This is a genomic window from Streptomyces rubellomurinus, from assembly GCF_000961885.1.
Lineage (GTDB): Bacteria > Actinomycetota > Actinomycetes > Streptomycetales > Streptomycetaceae > Kitasatospora > Kitasatospora rubellomurina.
In genome coordinates, this window is record NZ_JZKH01000039.1 from 40,496 (window position 1) to 60,273 (window position 19,778).

At 71.4% G+C, this 19,778-nt stretch carries 20 protein-coding genes and 3 tRNA genes; 2 read left to right on the forward strand and 21 right to left on the reverse strand.

The features are described from left to right. Window positions 1-24: 24 nt before the first annotated feature. The 8 genes from VM95_RS19825 to VM95_RS19860 form a co-directional block, all read right to left on the reverse strand. On the reverse strand, window positions 25-1,578 hold the full coding sequence (locus VM95_RS19825) for a hypothetical protein (RefSeq protein WP_045698665.1): 1,554 nt from the start codon (window positions 1,576-1,578) through the stop codon (window positions 25-27). A 73-nt stretch (window positions 1,579-1,651) separates the two neighbouring features. Beyond that, complete coding sequence (locus tag VM95_RS19830; RefSeq protein ID WP_052707461.1) at window positions 1,652-2,137, reverse strand: hypothetical protein; 486 nt, start codon at window positions 2,135-2,137, stop codon at window positions 1,652-1,654. Window positions 2,138-2,348: 211 nt separating this feature from the next. Next, on the reverse strand, window positions 2,349-2,516 hold the full coding sequence (locus VM95_RS42670) for a hypothetical protein (RefSeq protein WP_157882156.1): 168 nt from the start codon (window positions 2,514-2,516) through the stop codon (window positions 2,349-2,351). After that, window positions 2,513-2,938, reverse strand: a complete 426-nt coding sequence (locus VM95_RS40465; RefSeq protein ID WP_052707462.1) for a hypothetical protein — start codon at window positions 2,936-2,938, stop codon at window positions 2,513-2,515. Before VM95_RS40465 ends, VM95_RS42670 begins: the two co-directional genes overlap by 4 nt. After that, a complete protein-coding gene (locus tag VM95_RS19845; protein ID WP_045698669.1) occupies window positions 2,935-3,294 on the reverse strand; it encodes a hypothetical protein in 360 nt (119 codons plus the stop codon). The genes VM95_RS40465 and VM95_RS19845 overlap by 4 nt, the downstream gene beginning before the upstream one ends. Then, window positions 3,291-3,911 carry a hypothetical protein gene (locus tag VM95_RS19850; protein ID WP_045698671.1) on the reverse strand — a complete coding sequence of 207 codons (621 nt, stop codon included), beginning with the start codon at window positions 3,909-3,911 and terminating at the stop codon, window positions 3,291-3,293. The genes VM95_RS19845 and VM95_RS19850 overlap by 4 nt, the downstream gene beginning before the upstream one ends. Window positions 3,912-3,996: 85 nt before the next feature. Then, window positions 3,997-4,212 carry a hypothetical protein gene (locus tag VM95_RS19855; RefSeq protein WP_045698672.1) on the reverse strand — a complete coding sequence of 72 codons (216 nt, stop codon included), beginning with the start codon at window positions 4,210-4,212 and terminating at the stop codon, window positions 3,997-3,999. A gap of 6 nt (window positions 4,213-4,218) precedes the next feature. Then, a complete protein-coding gene (locus VM95_RS19860) occupies window positions 4,219-4,452 on the reverse strand; it encodes a helix-turn-helix domain-containing protein (RefSeq protein ID WP_045698673.1) in 234 nt (77 codons plus the stop codon). 273 nt (window positions 4,453-4,725) lie between these two features. On the opposite strand from VM95_RS19860, the gene VM95_RS19865 reads away from it, so the two are divergent. Next, the gene (locus VM95_RS19865; RefSeq protein WP_052707463.1) at window positions 4,726-5,148 is read left to right on the forward strand and encodes a hypothetical protein; all 423 of its coding nucleotides are present in this window, start codon (window positions 4,726-4,728) and stop codon (window positions 5,146-5,148) included. 125 nt (window positions 5,149-5,273) lie between these two features. Beyond that, window positions 5,274-5,537, forward strand: coding sequence for a hypothetical protein (locus VM95_RS19870; RefSeq protein ID WP_045698675.1), 264 nt, complete (start codon window positions 5,274-5,276; stop codon window positions 5,535-5,537). Between the two features lie 52 nt (window positions 5,538-5,589). On the opposite strand, the gene VM95_RS19875 is transcribed toward VM95_RS19870, so the two are convergent. The 13 genes from VM95_RS19875 to dnaN form a co-directional block, all read right to left on the reverse strand. Further along, window positions 5,590-6,897: a tyrosine-type recombinase/integrase gene (locus VM95_RS19875; protein ID WP_078860199.1), complete on the reverse strand. Its 1,308-nt coding sequence runs from the start codon at window positions 6,895-6,897 to the stop codon at window positions 5,590-5,592. 103 nt (window positions 6,898-7,000) lie between these two features. Beyond that, window positions 7,001-7,073, reverse strand: a tRNA-Ala gene (locus VM95_RS19880). A 168-nt stretch (window positions 7,074-7,241) separates the two neighbouring features. Then, window positions 7,242-7,370, reverse strand: coding sequence for a DLW-39 family protein (locus VM95_RS40470; RefSeq protein ID WP_014137031.1), 129 nt, complete (start codon window positions 7,368-7,370; stop codon window positions 7,242-7,244). A 298-nt stretch (window positions 7,371-7,668) separates the two neighbouring features. Next, window positions 7,669-7,742 (reverse strand) — tRNA-Ile (locus VM95_RS19885). A gap of 104 nt (window positions 7,743-7,846) precedes the next feature. Next, window positions 7,847-7,923: transfer RNA gene (locus VM95_RS19890), tRNA-Ile, on the reverse strand. A gap of 16 nt (window positions 7,924-7,939) precedes the next feature. Continuing rightward, a complete protein-coding gene (locus VM95_RS19895) occupies window positions 7,940-9,325 on the reverse strand; it encodes an SAM-dependent methyltransferase (RefSeq protein ID WP_078860201.1) in 1,386 nt (461 codons plus the stop codon). Window positions 9,326-9,587: 262 nt separating this feature from the next. Further along, complete coding sequence (locus VM95_RS19900) at window positions 9,588-10,319, reverse strand: DUF3566 domain-containing protein (RefSeq protein ID WP_045698745.1); 732 nt, start codon at window positions 10,317-10,319, stop codon at window positions 9,588-9,590. 145 nt (window positions 10,320-10,464) lie between these two features. Beyond that, on the reverse strand, window positions 10,465-13,002 hold the full coding sequence (gene gyrA / locus VM95_RS19905) for a DNA gyrase subunit A (RefSeq protein ID WP_045698747.1): 2,538 nt from the start codon (window positions 13,000-13,002) through the stop codon (window positions 10,465-10,467). A gap of 133 nt (window positions 13,003-13,135) precedes the next feature. Then, window positions 13,136-15,157, reverse strand: a complete 2,022-nt coding sequence (gyrB, locus tag VM95_RS19910) for a DNA topoisomerase (ATP-hydrolyzing) subunit B (protein WP_045698749.1) — start codon at window positions 15,155-15,157, stop codon at window positions 13,136-13,138. A 256-nt stretch (window positions 15,158-15,413) separates the two neighbouring features. Continuing rightward, window positions 15,414-15,962 carry a DciA family protein gene (locus VM95_RS19915; RefSeq protein ID WP_045698677.1) on the reverse strand — a complete coding sequence of 183 codons (549 nt, stop codon included), beginning with the start codon at window positions 15,960-15,962 and terminating at the stop codon, window positions 15,414-15,416. A gap of 156 nt (window positions 15,963-16,118) precedes the next feature. Continuing rightward, on the reverse strand, window positions 16,119-17,255 hold the full coding sequence (gene recF / locus VM95_RS19920) for a DNA replication/repair protein RecF (protein ID WP_045698679.1): 1,137 nt from the start codon (window positions 17,253-17,255) through the stop codon (window positions 16,119-16,121). Window positions 17,256-17,308: 53 nt separating this feature from the next. Continuing rightward, a complete protein-coding gene (gnd, locus tag VM95_RS19925) occupies window positions 17,309-18,184 on the reverse strand; it encodes a phosphogluconate dehydrogenase (NAD(+)-dependent, decarboxylating) (protein WP_045698681.1) in 876 nt (291 codons plus the stop codon). Window positions 18,185-18,372: 188 nt separating this feature from the next. Further along, window positions 18,373-19,503, reverse strand: a complete 1,131-nt coding sequence (dnaN, locus tag VM95_RS19930; protein ID WP_045698683.1) for a DNA polymerase III subunit beta — start codon at window positions 19,501-19,503, stop codon at window positions 18,373-18,375. Window positions 19,504-19,778: the final 275 nt, after the last annotated feature.

The window sequence follows — 19,778 nt, forward strand, 5'->3', positions numbered from 1 at the left end:
TTGGTGGGCGGCGCGGGGGTGGCGTCAGGCCGCGTTGGCGGGGTGGTGTTCGCGGGCGCGGCGGCGGGCGGCAAGGTGCTCGCGCAGTGCGGCGCCGGTGGCCGAATCGGCCTCGGGAGGCCAGCGGCTGCGGGCCGTGTCCGCCGCGCACATCGCGCACGGCGCCGTCACGGCTTGGTGGACGGTGCACACCGCACGCCGCTGCGCAACGGGCACCAGGGTGGCGGGGGCCAGCGTCGCGCCGGTGACGCCCTGGTGCTGCGCCAGGCGGCGAGCGGCGGTGAGGTCACGGGCGTGCTCGGTACGGCCGGTACAGGTGGTGCAGGTGGTGTCGGCAGCGGTGTCCCAGCCGGATTCGCACTCCGGCCGCTCACAGCCGCGCCGGGTCAGGCCCCGTTTGGCGAGCCAGCCGTACGGTGACCGGATCTCGGCCAGGTCTGCGCAGGCGAAGCGGCGGACCAGGCGGTCGGCGACCCGCTGAACATCGCCCTCGACGGCGTCGATCGCGGCGCCGGTGGCGCGGGCGGCCTGCCGCTGTTCCCAGCGACTCATCCGGACCAGCAGGCCGGGTGCCTTGGACAGGACGCGATAAGCCTCGGCGGTAATCAGCAGCGGTGGAAGGTGAGTTGGCTCCTCCGGCGCAGCCGATGCACGGCCCGCCAGGGCGGCGGGCTCGCGGGTGCACGCGGGCGCGGGCGCGTCGCGCGGATCTGACGTATCGGCTCCACCGGAAGAGCAACCACCCACGGTGGCAGGCCTGTTGAGGAGATCTTGTTGGGGTGATCTTGTTCGGGGAGCCGATCCGGTAGGGGTAGCGGGAGCCGAACCAACAGGGGTGGTGGGAACCGATCCGGCAGGGGTCGGGTCCGGCTCGGCGAAGAGGGCCAGCTGGCCGATGCACTCCTCGTGCTGCACGGAGGACCTCTGAGCGGCAGCCGGCGATCCGGCGGCCGGACGGCGGCGGGGCTCGGGGAAGAGGCCGAGCTGGGTGGGTATGCCGGGGATCGGCGCGGGGTGGACGGTGTAGCGGGCGGCGGCGCCCGCGGTGTCCTGGCGGGATATCCAGCCGGCGGCGGCCAGTTCGGCGACGGCAGCCCGAGCGGTACCGGGGGCGATGCCGGCCGTCTTGGCGATGCGCGCCATGCTGGTTCGCTCACCGAGGTGCTCCCGTACGGCGAGTACGCAGTAGGTGAGGAACATCGCGCCGGCGAGGGTGTTGCGGGAGTAGGCGCTGACGCACACCATCAGCTCGTCCTCGGCGATGGAACCGAGGACGCGCGCCGAGGTGCCGCCGGGGCGCTGGACGGCGCGGACCATGCCGAGCGTCTCGGCGGTGCGCAGGCCGGCGGCGACGGTGCGCGGGTGCAGGGAGAGGCCTGCGGCGAGGGTGCGATCGGCCGCCCAGCAGTAAGCATCGGCCCCGCGTGCGTAGTCGCCGACCGCGGTGACGGCCCGCAGGGTGTCGCCGGTGGCGAGCGGCAGCCAGCGCGCCGGGAAGCGGGTGACGAACGGCGCTGGGGTCTGCCCGGTGCCGGTGGACGGGTCGGGCAGGACAGCGGCGGCGGCGGGCCGCGGCATGGTGCTCCTGTCGGGTCGGTGTTGGCACCCGAGGGGCGCGGGTAGGTACCGGCGCCCCTCGGGCCGTACGGGGCTACTGCTGGCGGAAGCCGGCGCCGTCGAGCGCGGCGGCCAGGCCGTCGACCTCGTCCAGGTCGACGCCGGCGCCCGCGAGGACGGCGCGCAGCCGGGCCTGCCGGTCTTCCGGCGCTGCGTCGTCGTCGAACAGGCCGGGCTGCCGCGGGTCCCGGCGAGACGGCCGACCGTCGTGGTCGAGGTAGTAGGTGCTCGCCGGGGTCTCGCCCTTGGGCGCCTTGAGGATGGTCGACATAGCGACGCTGAGCGGCCCACCTTCGACGCTGCCCTTCGGCGGTTCGACGACGACCAGCAGCGCGAGACTGCCCTTCTTCCCGTGCCGGGCGACCGAGTTGAGCAGTTGGTGCAGCTCGGCGGAGGCGACGTCGTGGACGCGGCCGCCCATGTGCTCGGCCAAGACCTCGGCGAACGGCGCGGGGTCGGGGTCGGGGCGCACCTCGCCTGTGGTCAGGTTCAGCGAAGCGGTGGTGGGGGTGTTGCTCATCAGCGGGAGTCCTCTCGGAGGCGGAGGGGGCAGATCATCAGGTGGGCGGGCCCAGTTACCCGGACCAGGCGGATCACGGCGGCCTCGCCCATCGCGGCATCGCGGTGGCCGCATGGGCACTCGTAGTCGGCGTACGGCGCTCGGGCTCGACTCCCGAACACGACGTGCAGCCCGAGCAGCCGGGGAGCGCGTGCAGTGCCCGAGTCGGCGGTCACGGCAAAGGACCGGGTCTCGGCACGCTGCCGTTCGGCTCCGGCCGGTAGCGCGTCGTCTCGTTCTCGGCGCGGGCCTGGCCCCGCTCGTACACCAGTTGCTCGACCCACGCAGCGGCCAGGCACAGCACGGCGAGGACGCACAGGACGAGGAGAACGCGGCTCACCGGTACGCCTCCGGGTAGTCGGCCGGGCGCAGTTCGGCGAGCGCGACGCCGACCGTGGCACAGGCGCCGGAGCAGTACCACCGGCCCGGTTCGCGGGATCCGACGACGCGGATGTACGTCCAGCCGAGGCGTCCGATGCCGGGGGTGCTGCTGTCGCCGCCGCAGGCCTCGGTCGGGCACTTCGCGGTGAGCGTCCGCGACGGGACGGTCGGCCGCTCGCCGGCCAGGCCGTTGTTCCACTCCCGCGCGCTGGGCGGGGCGGGCTTCTTCGCCTTCGCCCGCTCGCGAGTCCAGGTGTTGTAGGCGGCCCGGCACCCGCACTCGTCGTCGCCGTCGATGCCGACGCTCCGGTAGCGGTGCTGGTTGTAGCCGCGGACGGTGCCGTGCTCGATCGGGTCAGCAGAGCGCCTGCGGGTGCTCATCCGATCTCACCCGCCGTCAGCCGCACCGGCACCGCCGTGACGTAGTACTCCGAATCCGTGCCGTCCGTCTCGAGGTACTCGGTCTCGCCCTCGTCGTCCACGGGCAGCCAGATCATCCGGGCCTCGGGCTGGACGACGGTGGCGTCCAGCAGGCACCGGCCGCGGGCGGCCTCGCGCGAGGCGTACAGGCCCAACGATTCGGCGTCCCACTCGGCCCGGTACACCACCGGCAGCACGGTGCGCAGCAGGCCGGCGTCCGTGAGGGCTCGCACGATTGCGGCCGGCGTCGGGTCCTGCCCGAGCATCGCTTGGATGACCAACTCCGCCGTGCGCACGATGTGCTGGGTGCCAGTCACGACGTCACCACCGGCGCCTTGGCGTGGACGTAGGAGGTGATCGCGACACGGACGCCGTCGACAGTGCACGAGCCGGATCCGGTCACCGAATCGGGCAGGGATGCCGGCTGCCACTCGAGCGTGGTGCCGAGCTGGCTGGCCCAGGCCTCGAGCGCCGACCTGTCGTTGTAGGCGGTGAGCACCACCCGGGGGCCGTCGTCCCACCGAAACCGCTCGACGGCCGCGGTGGTGGGTGCCGGCGTGAGCTGCTGCGTGAGACGCAGTGCGACGGCGTGCGCGGCGACGAGGGGGTCGACCGAGTCCGTTGTGGGCGAGGGCTCGGCCGGGCGCAGCTGCTCCAGTTCGTCCTCGGCGGCGGACAGGTGGCGGTCGAGGATGACGATCTCGGCGACCAGCGCGCGCAGCACCGGCGCCATGAGGCGCACCAAACGGCGCACGTGGGCGCGGCTGGCGGTGCGCCACTTCCTGGAGGCCGGGACCAGGTGGTCGATGTCGAGGGCATACACCGCGGCGAGGGCCTCGATCGGCATGGGCGGGGTGCCGTCGTCCAGGATGCCGGCGAGGGCCGACGTCGCGGAGTCAGTGTCCGCCGGGCGTTGAGCGTTGCTACGCTCCATGGGAGTTCACTTCCTCGTAGAGGTGGGTTGGACCAGGCGGGCCGTCCAGGTGTGGAGCCGGGGACGGCCCGACCCATGTCTGGGGTCAGTCGGTGGTCTGCCGGGCGGAGGCCGGGCGGAGCCTGACGTACTGCCGGACCTCGCCGGGGGTGTCGCCGTCGACGGGACGGGACACCCGGACGACGTGCAGGCCAGGGGCAGTGCGGAGCGCCGCCAAGGCGGCGGCGGCGACCTCGGGTGATCCGGTGATGCGGATCTGGCTACTTGCGTGGGTGCGGCCTCGGGCGGTCGGGCTGGCCATGGGAGATCAGGCCGCGGGGCGGGCGCCGAGGGGGACCGGACCGACCTGTACGACGACGGTCGACAGCTTGGTCTCCGGCTGGACGCTGTAGATGTTGCGGATCTCGGCCACGTTCTCGGCGCTGAATCGGACGGCCCTGCCGTACTTCTCGTGCGGCAACTCCCTGATGTGCCGCCTCAACCAGCTCTCGGTGATGCCGAGCACCTCGGCGAGGCCGGCGTAGTCGAGGAGGGGGGACATGCGTGCTCCCTTGGTGCAGGTCGATGCGGCTCGATGCCGCTCGCGTTCGCGAACACGAACATACCTGCCCGCGTTCGCGAACGCGAGCACCTGCGGGAGTCTTAAGAAACGATCAAGTGATGCTTTGGCTCGTTCTTGACCACGAGAGGTAGCGACGCTGGGGCTAGCCCACTGTTAGCCTCGTTCGCGAACGCGAGCACGCGCCGCTGCGCCGGCCTGCGCCCGCGAGTACCTCCCGAACCGACCGGGAGGGAAGCACGCGAATGGAGAAAGATGCCTGACAAGGACGGGCCACCCACGGATGCGCTGACCGCTCTGGTCCGCCAGGCGGCGAGTCAGCCCGGGGCTTCGCTCCGAGGGCTGGCGCGACTCACGATCGACCCGGAAACGGGGTACAAGATCGGCCAGACCTGGCTTCACGAGCTGATCCACGGCAACATCTCCCGCGCGCCCGAGCCGAAGTTCCTGCGGGCTCTCGCGGCCGGCATCGGCCTCCCGCTGGCCCGCGTGCAGCAGGCCGCAGCCGCGCAGTTCCTGGAGTACACCGCGACCGAGCTGTCCGACCTGCCCGAGGACGCGAAGGTGATCGTCGGGCACCTTGCTGGCATGGACCCCTCAGAGTTGCCCCAGGTCAGAGCCGTGGTGGAGGCCCTGCTGGCAAAGAAGGGTGAAAATTCATCTAATCCGGAGGTTTAGTTCCGGATGCGTCGACACTGAGAAGCTAACTCCTGGTCGCAGCGAGTATTCGGGTGTACGTTCGATCCGGCCTCGCGAGGAGGGCGGCCGGCGGATTCTCGCCCGCCGGGACTAGGGGGGTATGTGTGAACACTGTCACCTACGAGGCGGAGCTGGACGACGGCGCCCCGCTGGTTCTGGTGGCCCGCACCAACACGCTGATCATCGTGGGTGACCCGCGAGTCGTATCGGCTGACCGCCTGGCTGGGATCGCCGGCCAAGCCCGGGCCGTGATGGCGAGCTGCGCCTTCTCCCCGCGCACCGCCGCAGAGATGCTTGCGCCCCACATCCAGCAGTTGATCAAGGGCGACGCGATCGGCCTCCCCCCGGCTGACCTTCCGTCCTCGTGACCGACGCGACGGCGCCCCCGCTCCCCCGAGCGGGGGCGCCGTCGTTTCCGGCCTATGTCGCAGCGAGCGCGGCGACCCGCTCCGATTCGGCAGCCCGCTCCAGCTCGACGGCCTGGCGGACGTCCTCCGGCACCTCGGGGGCCAGCGCGGCCTCCATGCTGAACGCGACAGCGGCGACCAGGTCGTCGTCCAGGACGGCCAGAAGGTGCCCGTACTCATCGATGGTGGTCTGGATGGACTCGTGCCCCAGTCGGGCCGAGATCGCCGGCAGGGGGACGTTCCGGGCGATCAGCCATGCGGCGTGCGTGTGACGGCAGTCGTGGACACGCGGCTCCTTGAACATGCCTTCGGCGCGCGCGGCCTCCAGCGCCGGGAGCCACCGCAGCCGGCGGAACACCGCGGGCAACCAGGCACCCCCCTCGACGGCGGTGAACAGCAAGTCGGTCTTCCGCTTGCCCCGGCAGGCACGGGCCAGGATGGAAGCCAGGTAAGGGGTCAGGACGAGCGTGCGGCGGCTCTTCACGCTCTTCGGCGGGCCGGTGAAGCGTCGACCGTCCTCGTCCTCCTTCCAGGTCCTGGAGACCCTCAGGATGGGGCGCCCACCGACGTGGTCGAAGTCGCGGACCTGGAGCGACGACACCTCGCCCCAGCGCAGCCCGGTGCCGAGCAGAACCTGGACGAGGTCGACGACGTCAGCGGCGAGGTGCCGCAGGATCAGGCCGGCCTCCCAGTGCTCGAGGTAGGTCTTTTCCTCGCAGTCGCCGTCGTCCTTGCGCGGCAGCCGGGTGTCGGAGCACGGGTTGTAGCGGCGCAGCGGGTGCTGACCCTTGGTGGCGCTGCCGAGTATCGCGCTCAGGAGCCCGTGGTGGTCCCGGACCGTCTTGGCCGAGTAGGCCTTGCGCACGCGCTCCGGGGGATCGTGCGGCGCCGGGTCGCCGGCGGCGAGGGCGTTGATCCAGGCCTTGACGTCGTCCTCGGTGATCGCGTCCGGCCCGTCCACGATCACCTTGTCGCGGAACCAGGGGACCATGCCCTCTCGGACCAGCCGGCGGTACTTCCGTTTGGTGCCGCCCTCCACTCCCGTGAGCAAGGTCACGTAGTTGAGCGCGTAGTTCTCGAAGTGATGGGCGGGGTCGACCTCGGGCTCGGCGGGCTGCTCCTGGACGAAGCCGCGGCCCCGCACCCAGCCGGGGGGCCACTTCTCCCCGTAGCCCTCGACGAGCTTCTTGAAGTCCGCGGCGGAGTCCTCGTCGCCGAACCGCTCGCTCTCCTGTTTCCCCTTGGCAGAGCCCCCGTCACGCCATGTAACCGTGTACACGGGGCCGCTGCGCTTGCGTTCGCGAACGCGAATGGATGCCATGCGTCGAACATACGCGAACGGTGCTGACGAATCTGCTGACGAGTTCGGGAAAACCAAAGGGCGGCTGACCTGTTTCACCAGGTCAGCCGCCCTTTAGGCGCTGTGGAGCATAGGAGACTCGAACTCCTGACATCTGCCTTGCAAAGGCAGCGCTCTACCAACTGAGCTAATGCCCCTCGACGGCACGGCGCGTGCCAACGGGCACTAGCGTACCGGGTTCCGGCGCGAATCCCCGCGCCGTCCCCTGCGGAAGAACCGGCCGGTCCGGTCGTTCGACCGGGCCGACCGGATCGGGAGGCGCGGTCCGCGCCTCCGAAGATCGTCGATCGTCAGATCGTCCGGGGTCAGCGACCGGCCGGAACCGGGTCGGTGGCCTCGGTCCACAGGTCCTGCTCGGCGCGGTCCGCCTGGACCTGACGGTAGACAAAGAAGCCGCCGAGGGCGACCAGGGCGACCAGGAGGAGCTTCTTCACCGCGGGACCTCGTCCTTCTTGCGTTGGTGGACTCAGGAGCCGGTGCTCCGGCCGGATCGACCGGGCCGACGAGTCCAGATGTGTTTCGAGCTCGAATGGGCGGCCGGATACCGGGCTGCCCTTGCGGCCGATGATACACACCGGTGTCCCAATCGTGACCAGCCACCGGGGAGGTCAATCCGGCGGCCCGGCCCGAGGATTGACGCCGTACCTCGTCAGAGCCGGTCCCGGTCCGCCGCGGGAACGCCGAAGGGCCCGGAACGGATCGCCATGGATCGTTCCGGGCCCTTCGGGGCGGTGGGCCTAACAGGACTTGAACCTGTGGCCTCTTCCTTATCAGGGAAGCGCTCTAACCGTCTGAGCTATAGGCCCGCGCTGCACGAGAGAGCGTACCGGATGGTGCTCCGATCCGCGGAACCGCTCGCTCGTGATGAAGGCGGAAGGCCCCGGAGTGGATCACTCCGGGGCCTTCGCGGTGGTGGGCCTAACAGGACTTGAACCTGTGGCCTCTTCCTTATCAGGGAAGCGCTCTAACCGTCTGAGCTATAGGCCCTTGCCGCACTGAAAGATTAGCGGACCGACCGCCGATCCCCCAAATCCGTATCGGCCGAGGTCGCGGCGGGGACAGCGGCGGGGGCACCGGCGGCCGGGCGCAGCAGCCACTCCTCCCGGGTCGACGGCAGGCCGGCCGGGCCCTCGGCGGTGGCGCGGACGGCGAGGATCTGGTTCACCCCGATCCGGTTCTGCTCGAAGGCGAGCGCGGAGGCGGCCATGTACAGCCGCCAGACCCGGGCCCGGCCGCGGCCGACCAGCCGGACCGCGTCCGTCCAGTGCGCCTCCAGGTTGGCCACCCACTCGCGCAGGGTCAGCCCGTAGTGCTCGCGCAGCGACTCGACGTCCCGCACCTCGAAGCCGGCCTCCTCCAGCCGGGACACGGTGGAACCGACCGGCGACAGTTCGCCGTCCGGGAAGACGTAGCGGTCGATGAAGGGGCTGGGGCGGTGCGGCTCACCGGGGTGGTCGGGGCGGCGGGCGATCTGGTGGTTGAGCAGCCGGCCGCCGGGCACCAGCAGCCGGTGCAGGCCCTCGGCGTAGACCCGGTACTGCTCGGACCCGACGTGCTCGGCCATCCCGATGCTGGAGACCGCGTCGAACGGGCCGTCGGTGATCTCCCGGTAGTCCTGCAGCCGGACCTCGACCCGATCGGCCAGGCCGGCCTCCTCGATCCGGCGGCGGGCCAGCGCGACCTGCTCGGTGGAGATCGAGACGCCGACCGCGGTGACGCCGTAGTGCTCCGCCGCGTGCAGCAGCAGCGAGCCCCAGCCGCAGCCGACGTCGAGCAGGCGCATCCCGGGCCGCAGGCCGAGCTTGCGGCAGACGAGGTCGAGCTTGGCCTCCTGGGCGGCCTCCAGGCTCTTCGCCGCCGGCGTCCAGTAGGCGCACGAGTAGACCATCGAGGGGCCCAGCACGAGGCCGTAGAACTCGTTCCCGACGTCGTAGTGGTGGCTGATGGCGGCGCGGTCCCGGCCGCGGCTGTGCAGCCCGCCACGGGGCTTGCGGACCTCCTCCGGGGGCGGGGTGGGCTCGGGCCCCACCGCCCCGGCCCGCAGCGCGACGGCCAGCGCCCGGCGGCCGGCGGCGCCGAGCACGCCGCGCGGGCCGAGGTCCAGCGTGCGGATCTGCGGCAGGTCGGCGAACCGGCCGACCACCGACAGCAGCTCGTAGAGGTCGCCGCCGGGGGCGACGTCGAGGTCCCCCGCGACGTAGCCGCGGGCCAGGCCGAGCTCGCCCGGCTGCCAGAGCAGGCGGCGCAGCGCCCGGCGGTTGCGCAGCACGAGGGTGGGCGCCCCGGGCGGCCCGGCGATGCTGCCGTCCCAGACCTGCAGGCGCAGCGGGGCGGGAATCCCCAGTAGCCCGTCCAGGGCCTCGACCAGTTGACCTGCGAGCTTCGCCACCGCGCGCCTCCGTCCAGCCGTCCTGCGGAACGTCACCTCACCCGGTCGGGCGGACCGGGGGCGGCCTGCGGCACTCCCAGGAGCGGAACGGGCGGCGTCCAGCTTGTCCCACCGCGGCCGGCCCGCTTCCGGGCGGCGCGCCGCGGGCGGCCGGCTGTCACCCGAATGCCGACGGGCCCCGCAGGCTGCAACAGCCTGCGGGGCCCGGTGATTCCGCGCGCGGGCGGACGGTTGACCGGCGGTCAGATCACGGCGACCGGGGTCATTCCTCCTCGGCGAGGGTGAGCTCGATGCCGCCGGTGAAGCCGGCCGCGGCGTTGTAGATGAACGCCGAGAGGGTGGACAGCGCGGTCAGCAGGACGATGTCCACCACGGCGATCAGCGTGGTGAACAGCATGACCTTGCCGAAGCCGATGTAGTCCATCAGGTTGAGCGCGCTGGAGGCGTTCTCCGCGCCGCCGCCGGTGACGTCCTTCATGGTCTTGGTCAGCGAGTCGAAGACGCCGAGCGAGTCCAGCGTCATCCACAGCACCGCCGCGGCCACGATGATGATGATCCCGACCGCCACCGACAGCAGGAAGCTGACCTTCATCACGGACCACGGGTCGACCTTGGTCACCCGGAGGCGGGCCTTGCGGGTCCGGCCGAAGCCGCCGGCGGGCGCCGGGCTGCCGGCCGGGCGGCGGGCCGCCCCGGGCACCGGCGTGCCGCCGGGCGGGGTGTTGCCGCCGGTCCGGGTGCCCCGGGCCGGGGTCGGCTGCCCCTTGGTGTACGTGGTCGGCTGGGAGAAGCCGCCCGATCCGCCGGCCGGGCTGCTCGGCGGCGGCGGCGTCTGGCCGCCGTAGGTCTGGCCCGACCCGCCGACCGGTGGCATCAGCGAGGTGGACGCGGCCGAGTGCTCGGTCGGCGGCTGCGGCACGCCGTACGAACCCCCGCCCTGCGCGCCCGGACGGCCGCCGGAGGGTCCTCCCGCAGCACCCGTGGCTCCACTCACCTGGTCCTCCCGCACTTCCCACCAGGGCGGCGCCCTGGTCCGTCACTCGTCATCCAGCGCCCGGCGGGATTGCCCGGAACTGGTCGGCGCGCCGGCGCCGTCGCGCCCACTCTCTGGACGCGACGGCACCGGTCCGCGGTTCGGTTCAGACCTCGGCGTCGCCGCCGACCGCCGTCCCCGTTCCCTCGGCCGTCTCGGTGGACTCGGTGCCCGTCACCTCGTCCTCCGCCGTCTCCTCGTCCTCGGCCTCGGCGTTGCGGGCCATGCCGACGACCGCATCGCGCTTTCCGAGGTTGATCAGTTGGACGCCCATGGTGTCACGTCCGGTTTCACGAACCTCGGAAACCCTCGTGCGGATCACCCCACCCGAGAGGGTGATCGCCATGATCTCGTCGGTGTCGTCGACCACCAGTGCGCCGACCAGCGAGCCCCGGCCCTCCACGATCTTCGCCGCCTTGGTGCCGTAGCCGCCGCGTCCCTGGACACGGTACTCGTCCACCGCGGTCCGCTTGGCGTACCCGCCGTCCGTGGCGGTGAAGACGTACGTGCCCGGACGGACGACGTTCATCGAGAGCAGCTCGTCGTCCTCGCGGAACGCCATGCCCTTGACGCCGGAGGTGGCGCGGCCGGTGGGGCGCAGGGCGTCGTCGGTCGCGGTGAAGCGGATCGACTGGGCCTTCTTGGAGACCAGCAGCAGGTCGTCCTCGGAGGAGACCAGCTCGGCGCCGATCAGCTCGTCGTCCTGGCCCTCCTCGTCCTGGCGCAGGTTGATCGCGATCAGGCCGCCGGAGCGCGGGGAGTCGTAGTCCTTCAGCGGGGACTTCTTCACCAGGCCGGCCCGGGTGGCGAGGACCAGGTACGGCTTGTCCTCGTAGGTGCGCACGGCCATCACCTGGGCGATGTGCTCCTCCGGCTGGAAGGCCAGCAGGTTGGCGACGTGCTGGCCGCGGGCGTCGCGGCCGGCGTCCGGCAGCTCGTAGCCCTTGGCGCGGTAGACCCGGCCCTTGTTGGTGAAGAACAGGATCCAGTTGTGGGTCGTCGTCACGAAGAAGTGGTCGACGATGTCGTCCTGCTTGAGCTGGGCGCCGCGCACGCCCTTGCCGCCGCGCTTCTGCGAGCGGTAGAGGTCGGAGCGGGTCCGCTTGACGTAGCCGCCACGGGTGATCGTGACGACGATGTCCTCCTCGGCGATGAGGTCCTCGATGGAGAGGTCGCCGTCCGAGGGGATGAGGGTCGAGCGGCGCTCGTCGCCGTACTTCTCGACGATCGCGGCGAGCTCCTCGGAGATGATCTCCCGCTGACGGGTCGGCGAGGCGAGGATCGCGTTGTACTCGTCGATCTTGCGCTGCAGCTCGTCGTGCTCGTCCGTGATCCGCTGGCGCTCCAGGGCGGCCAGGCGGCGCAGCTGCATCTCCAGGATCGCGTTGGCCTGCAGCTCGTCGATGTCGAGCAGGCCCATCAGGCCGGTGCGGGCGGCGTCGGCGCTGGCCGAGGCCCGGATCAGCGCGATGACCTCGTCGATCAGGTCCAGGGCCTTGAGCAGGGCGCGCAGGATGTGGGCGCGCTCCTCGGCCTTGCGCAGGCGGAAGGTGGTGCGCCGGACGATGACCTCGACCTGGTGGTTGACCCAGTGCCGGATGAAGGCGTCCAGCGACAGGGTGCGCGGCACGCCGTCGACCAGGGCCAGCATGTTGGCGCCGAAGTTGGTCTGCAGCTCGGTGTGCTTGTACAGGTTGTTGAGCACGACCTTGGCGACCGCGTCGCGCTTGAGCACGACGACCAGGCGGGTGCCGGTGCGGGACGAGGACTCGTCGCGGACGTCGGCGATGCCGGCGATCTTGCCGTCCTTGACCAGGTCGGCGATCTTCAGCGCGAGGTTGTCCGGGTTGACCTGGTACGGCAGCTCGGTGATGACCAGGCACTGGCGGCCCTGGATCTCCTCGACCTCGACCACGGCGCGCATGGTGACCGAGCCGCGGCCGGTGCGGTAGTAGTCGTCGATCCCGCGGCGGCCGACGATCAGCGCGCCGGTGGGGAAGTCGGGGCCCTTGATCCGCTCGATCAGGGCCTCGAGCAGCTCCTCGTTGGAGGACTCCGGGTTCTCCAGGTACCAGAGCGCGCCGGAGGCGACCTCGCGGAGGTTGTGCGGCGGGATGTTGGTGGCCATGCCGACCGCGATGCCGGTGGCACCGTTGACCAGCAGGTTGGGGATGCGCGCGGGCAGGACGGTCGGCTCCTGCGAGCGGCCGTCGTAGTTGGGCGCGAAGTCGACGGTCTCCTCGTCGATGTCGCGCATCATCTCCATGGCCAGCGGCATCAGCTTGCACTCGGTGTAGCGCATGGCCGCGGCCGGGTCGTTGCCCGGGGAGCCGAAGTTGCCGTTGCCGTCCACCAGCGGCATCCGCAGCGACCACGGCTGGGCCAGGCGGACCACGGTGTCGTAGATCGAGGTGTCACCGTGCGGGTGGTAGTTGCCCATGACGTCGCCGACGACGCGGGCGCACTTGTAGTAGCCCTTCTCGGGGCGGTACCCGCCGTCGTACATCGCGTAGAGCACGCGGCGGTGCACCGGCTTGAGGCCGTCGCGGACCTCGGGCAGCGCACGGCTGACGATGACGCTCATCGCGTAGTCGAGGTACGAGCGCTGCATCTCGGTCTCGAGCTCGACCGGCTCGATCCGCATGGTCGCCTGGGCGGTGGCCTCGGCGGCCTCGGGGGTCTCGGGCTGTTCGCCGTCGGGACGGTTGTCGTCGACCACTGGTGGTCAGTTTCCTTTCACGCGGACTGGTACGTGCGGGGCCTGGGGTGCAGGCGCGTCACACGTCCAGGAAGCGGACGTCCTTGGCGTTGCGCTGGATGAAGGACCGGCGGGCCTCGACGTCCTCGCCCATCAGCACGGAGAACAGCTCGTCGGCGCGGGCGGCGTCCTCCAGGGTGACCTGGAGCAGCAGCCGGTGCTCGGCGTCCATGGTGGTGACCCGGAGCTCCTCGGCGTTCATCTCGCCGAGACCCTTGAAGCGCTGGATCGCGTCGTCCTTGGGGAGCCGGCGCCCGGCCTCGACCCCGGCGGCGATCAGCGCGTCGCGCTCGCGGTCGGAGTAGGCGTACTCGAAGTCGTCCTTGCCCCACTTGATCTTGTACAGCGGCGGCATGGCGAGGTAGACGTACCCGGACTCGACCAGCGGCCGCATGAAGCGGAACAGCAGGGTGAGCAGCAGGGTGCGGATGTGCTGACCGTCGACGTCGGCGTCGGCCATCAGCACGATCTTGTGGTACCGCAGCTTGGACTCGTCGTAGTCCTCCTGGATGCCGCAGCCGAAGGCCGAGATCAGCGCCTGGACCTCGGTGTTCTGCAGCACCTTGTCGATCCGGGCCTTCTCGACGTTCAGGATCTTGCCGCGGATCGGCAGGATGGCCTGGGTGCGCGGGTCGCGGCCCTGCTTGGCCGAGCCGCCGGCGGAGTCACCCTCGACGATGAAGATCTCGCACTCGGACGGGTCCTTGGACTGGCAGTCCGAGAGCTTGCCCGGCAGCGAGGCGGACTCCAGCAGGCCCTTGCGGCGGGTCAGGTCGCGGGCCTTGCGGGCGGCGACGCGCGCGGTGGCGGCCTGGATGGACTTGCGGATGATGTCCGCGGCCTCGTTGGGGTTGCGGTCCAGCCAGTCGTTGAGCTGCTCGTGGACGACCTTCTGGACGAAGGTCTTCGCCTCGGTGTTGCCGAGCTTGTCCTTGGTCTGGCCCTCGAACTGCGGCTCGCCGAGCTTGACCGAGATGATCGCGGTCAGGCCCTCGCGGATGTCCTCGCCGGAGAGGTTGTCGTCCTTCTCGCGGAGCAGCTTCTTGTCCCGCGCGTAGCGGTTGACCAGGCCGGTCAGCGCCGCGCGGAAGCCCTCCTCGTGGGTGCCGCCGCCGTGGGTGTGGATGGTGTTGGCGAAGCTGTAGACCCCCTCGGTGTAGGAGGAGTTCCACTGCATCGCGACCTCCACCGAGATCGCCTTGTCCTTGTCCTCCGCCTCGAAGTCGATGACCGAGGGGTGGACGACCTCGCCCTTGCGGGAGTTGAGGTGGGCGACGAAGTCGGCGATGCCGCCGTCGTACTTGTACGTGACGGTGAGCGGCTTGCCGTCCTCGTCCACGTGCTCGGGGCGCTCGTCGGTCAGCGAGATCTGCAGGCCCTTGTTGAGGAAGGCCATCTCCTGGAAGCGCCGGGAGAGCGTCTCGAAGGAGTAGACGGTGGTCTCGAAGATGTCCGGGTCGGCCCAGAAGGTGACGCTGGTACCGGTCCGGTCGGTGGCCTCGTTCTTGACCAGCGACGCGGTCGGCGCGCCCATCTTGTAGTCCTGCGTCCAGCGGTGGCCGTCGGTGTGGATCTCCACCGCGAGCCTGGTGGAGAGCGCGTTCACCACCGAGACGCCGACACCGTGCAGACCGCCGGAGACCGCGTACCCGCCGCCGCCGAACTTGCCGCCCGCGTGCAGCACGGTGAGGACGACCTCGACGGCCGGCTTCTCCTGCCCGGGGACGATGCCGACCGGGATGCCACGTCCGTTGTCGACCACCCGCACGCCGCCGTCCGGCAGGATCGTGACGTCGATGGTGTCGGCGTGCCCGGCCATGGCCTCGTCGACGGAGTTGTCCACGACCTCCTGCACCAGGTGGTGCAGGCCGCGCTCACCGGTCGAGCCGATGTACATGCCGGGACGCTTGCGGACGGCGTCGAGGCCCTCCAGCACCTGGATGTTGCTGGCGTTGTAGGACTTCTCGCCCTGGACGGTCTGGTCTGGGGTCTGGCTGGGGTTGCCGGAATCGGCCACGAAGCGCCCTCTCTGGCACAGCACGGGCCGCAACCCCGCCCCCACGGGCGAGCGTGCGACCACGGCGTTTCGACTCGGTTGCCACTAGCAACAGTGTTTGCCCCTCAGTCTACCGGTAGGACTGACAGAGATGGGCGTTTGGCAGCCCTTGAAGGCAGATACGCCGCCCTGAATCCCCTCTGCACATGTCCCGATACTCGACCGGGGGGCCCAGAGCGCCTGGAAGGGCTGTCAGGGGTTCCGGAAGATCCGCATCCGTTCCGAACGCGGCCGGCGCCGGTCAGCCCCAGGTGTCGCCGGGCCCCTTGCTCCCCGGCGCACGCAGCCGGCCGTAGCCGCGGACGGGCGCGGCCGGGCCGAGCACCTTGATGGTCCGGACCGTGCCGTGGCCCAGCTCGTGGTTCAGACGCGCCACCAACTGCCGCGCCAGCCAGCGCAGTTGGGTGGCCCAGGCGGTGGAGTCGCACTGCACGGTGAGCACCGCGGCGGCATCGTCGTAGGAGGAGGGGTGGCAGTGCGCCGCGATGTCCGGGCCGACGATCTGCGGCCAGCGGCCCATCACCCCGCCGACCGCCGCCGAGGACTCCCAGCCGCGCTCGGTCAGCAGCCGGTTCAGCGCCGCGCCCAGCGGGACGGGGTCGCGGCCGTCCGAGCGGGCGCCGCTGCGCAGGCCGTACCGCTTCGCCTCGCGCTTCTGCTGGACCTGCTCGCCGCGCTGCTTGGCCTGGGCGCGGGCCGCGCGCAGCGCCGAGCGGGCGAGGTCGGCGCCGGTCGGCTCGGGAGCTGGTCCGGGAGTTGGTCCGGGAGAGGTCTCCGCCGGCTCGCTCACGGCGATCTCCTTTCCCCAGCCTGTGGACAACGCTGAGCGATCCAGCGTACGGGAGCGCACGCGCGACGGGCCGCCGGGTGCGCCCGGCGGCGGGACTGCGGGGGAGGGGCGAGTGGGGGAGCCGGGGGCCGGGGGGGCCGGGAGCCGGGGGCCGGCTCAGGCGTCGATGCGGCGGACGGCGCCGTCCGCGACCGCGAACCGGGCGCCGGCCAGCGCCTTGGGCACGTCCTCGGCGACGGCGGCGGTCACCAGCACCTGCTCGCCGTCCGCGACCAGCTCGGCCAGCCGGTCTCGGCGGGCGGCGTCCAGCTCGGCGAACACGTCGTCCAGGATCAGCACCGGCTCGCCGCCGTCCGCGCGCAGCAGCTCGTACGAGGCCAGCCGCAGCGCCAGCGCGAACGACCACGACTCGCCGTGGCTGGCGTAGCCCTTGGCGGGCAGCGGGCCGAGCTTGAGCACCAGCTCGTCGCGGTGCGGGCCGACCAGGGTGAGGCCGCGCTCGACCTCCTGCTTGCGGGCGGACCGCAGGGCGTCGAGCAGCTGCTCCTCGGCCTGCTCGCGACTGGTCGGCAGCTCGGCGCCCTCGAAGGAGCTGCGGTACTCCAGGGTGGTCTCGCCGCCACCGGGGGCCAGCTGCCCGTACGCGGCCGACACCAGCGGCTGCAGGGCGGCCACCAGCTGGATCCGGAAGGCCGTCAACTCGGCTCCGGCGCGCGCCAGGTGGCCGTCCCAGACCTCCAGGGTGGACAGGTCGGCGCCCTTGCCGCCGCCCGCCCGGCGGGCCATCGCGGCGGTCTTCAGCAGGGCGTTGCGCTGCTTGAGCACCCGCTCGTAGTCCTGCCGGACACCGGCCAGCCGGGGCGCCCGGGCGGTCAGCAGCTCGTCCAGGAAGCGGCGGCGCTCGCCCGGATCGCCCTTGACCAGGGTGAGGTCCTCGGGGGCGAACAGCACGGTGCGCAGCAGGCCCAGCACGTCGCGCGGGCGGACGTTGTCGGAGCGGTTGATCCGGGCCCGGTTGGCCTTGCCCGCGGTGAGCTCCAGCTCGACCAGGGTGGCGCGGCCGCGGTCCACCACCGAGGTGCGGATCACGGCCCGCTCGGCGCCCAGCCGGATCAGCGGGGCGTCGGTGGCGACCCGGTGGCTGCCCAGGGTGGCGACGTAGCCGATCGCCTCGACGAGATTGGTCTTGCCCTGGCCGTTGGGCCCGACGAAGGCCGTCACGCCCGGGTCGAGGGGAACCTCGGCCCGGGCGTACGACCGGAAGTCGGCGAGCGACAGATGCGCGACGTGCATGGCTGTGGACTGCGCTCGCCTTCTATCAACAGGGCTGTGGAGCCCGGTGGGGATTACTTCGACTCGACCGCGTGGCCGCCGAACTGGTTGCGCAGCGCGGCGATCATCTTCATCTGCGGCGAGTCGTCCTGGCGGGAGGCGAACCGGGCGAACAGCGAGGCGGTGATCGCCGGCAGCGGCACGGCGTGGTCGATCGCGGCCTCGACGGTCCAGCGGCCCTCGCCGGAGTCGGCGGCCCAGCCGCGCAGCTTGGCCAGGTGCTCGTCGTCGTCCAGGGCGCGGACGGCGAGGTCCAGCAGCCAGGAGCGGATGACCGTGCCCTCCTGCCAGCTGCGGAAGACCTCGCGCACGTCGGTGACCTCGGGCGCGGCCTCCAGCAGCTCCCAGCCCTCGGCGAAGGCCTGCATCATCGCGTACTCGATGCCGTTGTGGACCATCTTGGCGAAGTGGCCGGCGCCGACCTTGCCGGCGTGCACGTTGCCGAACTCGCCCTCGGGCTTGAGCGCCTGGAAGATCGGCTGGACCTTGGCGACGTGCTCGGCGTCGCCGCCGTACATGAGGGCGTAGCCGTTCTCCAGGCCCCAGACGCCGCCGGAGACGCCGCAGTCGACGAAGCCGATGCCCTTGGCGGCCAGCGCCTCGGCGTGCTTGATGTCGTCGGTCCAGCGGGAGTTGCCGCCGTCGACCACCACGTCGCCGGGGGAGAGCAGCTCGGCGAGTTCGTCGACGGTCGCCTGGGTGGCGGCGCCGGCCGGAACCATCACCCAGACCACGCGCGGGCCCTGGAGCTTGGTGACGAGTTCCTGCAGGCTCTCGACGTCGGAGACGTCGGGGTTGCGGTCGTAGCCGATGACGGTGTGGCCGGCGCGGCGGATCCGCTCGCGCATGTTGCCGCCCATCTTGCCGAGACCGATGAGGCCGAGCTCCATGACCAAGTCCTTACCTGTGGTGACGTGCCTGCCGGCGGCGCCGTTGCCGCACGCCCCGAGCCTACGCTTCCGGCCGGGACGGGCTCTGCGCAGCCGGGCCGACCGGGGGAGACGTCCACAGGCTGTGCACAGCGGGTGTGCACAGCCTGTGGATCACGCCGGGGACCGGGATCAGCCGGCCCCGAGCATCAGCCGGAGAGGCGGACCGGCATGATCAGGTACTGGTACGCCTTGTCCTCCTCGGCGTCCACCGCGGCCTTGCCGCTGAGCAGGGCCGGCTTGGTCGGCGTGGTGAAGCTCAGCTGGGCGTAGGCGGAGTCGATGGCCTTGAGGCCCTCCTCCAGGTAGCCCGGGTTGAAGGCGATCGAGATGTCGTCGCCCTCCAGGTCCGCCTCGACCCGCTCGGTGGCCTGGGCGTCGTCGCCCGAGCCGGCCTCCAGGGTCAGCACGCCCTGCTCGAAGCTGAGCCGGACCGGGGTGTTGCGCTCGGCGACCAGCGAGACGCGCTTGAGCGCCTCCAGGAAGGGCTGGGTCTGGATCGCGGCGACCGCGCTGAACTCGGTCGGGAAGAGGCTGCGGAACTTGGGGAACTCGCCCTCCAGCAGCCGGGTGGTGGTCCGGCGGCCGGCGCCCTCGAAGCCGATCAGGCCCTCGCCCGCGCCGCCCGAGGAGAGCGCGATGGAGACGTTGTCGCCGCTGCCCAGGGACTTGGCGATGTCCTGCAGGGTCTTGGCGGGCACCAGGGCGACCGCGGAGATGTCCGACTGCTCGGGCTTCCACAGCAGCTCGCGGACGGCGAAGCGGTACCGGTCGGTGGCGGCCAGGGTGATCCGGTCGCCCTCGATCTCGACCCGGACGCCGGTGAGCACCGGCAGGGTGTCGTCCCGGCCGGCGGCCACGGCGGCCTGGCTGACCGCGGAGGCGAAGACGTCGCCGGAGACGGTGCCGGTGGCGGTCGGCATCTGGGGCAGCGCCGGGTACTCGTCCACCGGGAGGGTGGGGAGGGTGAACCGGGAGCTGCCGCAGACCACGCTGACCCGCTGGCCATCGGTGGAGATCTCCACCGGCCGGTTGGGGAGGTTGCGGGAGATGTCGTTCAGCAGGCGGCCGGAGACCAGGACGGTGCCGGCCTCCTCGATGTCCGCCTCCAGCTCGACCCGGGCCGAGACCTCGTAGTCGAAGCCGGACAGCGCCAGGCTGCCGTCCTGGGCCGTCAGCAGCAGGCCGGCCAGCACCGGCACCGGCGGCCGTGCCGGGAGGCTGCGGGCAGCCCAGGCCACCGCCTCCGCGAGGACGTCACGCTCCACCCGGAACTTCACCGGTAACCGCCTCCTGGATCGAGCGCTCCCGCTCGCACTCTGGTTCGTCTGATCTTGATCGTCGGATCGCCTGTCCGCCGAGCGATGCCACTCCGCTTCCAGTCCGCAGAGGACAGTCTGACGTACTCCACCGACAGACGGGGCAGACGGGCGGAAGCAAGCCGAACAAGTGTCGGGGCGCGGTTGTCCACAGATTTCGGGCCCACCCACTTGGAAAGCAGTTCCGAGCTCTATCTGTGTAGCGGTAGTAGTAGGGCCTGTGGAAACCGTGGATA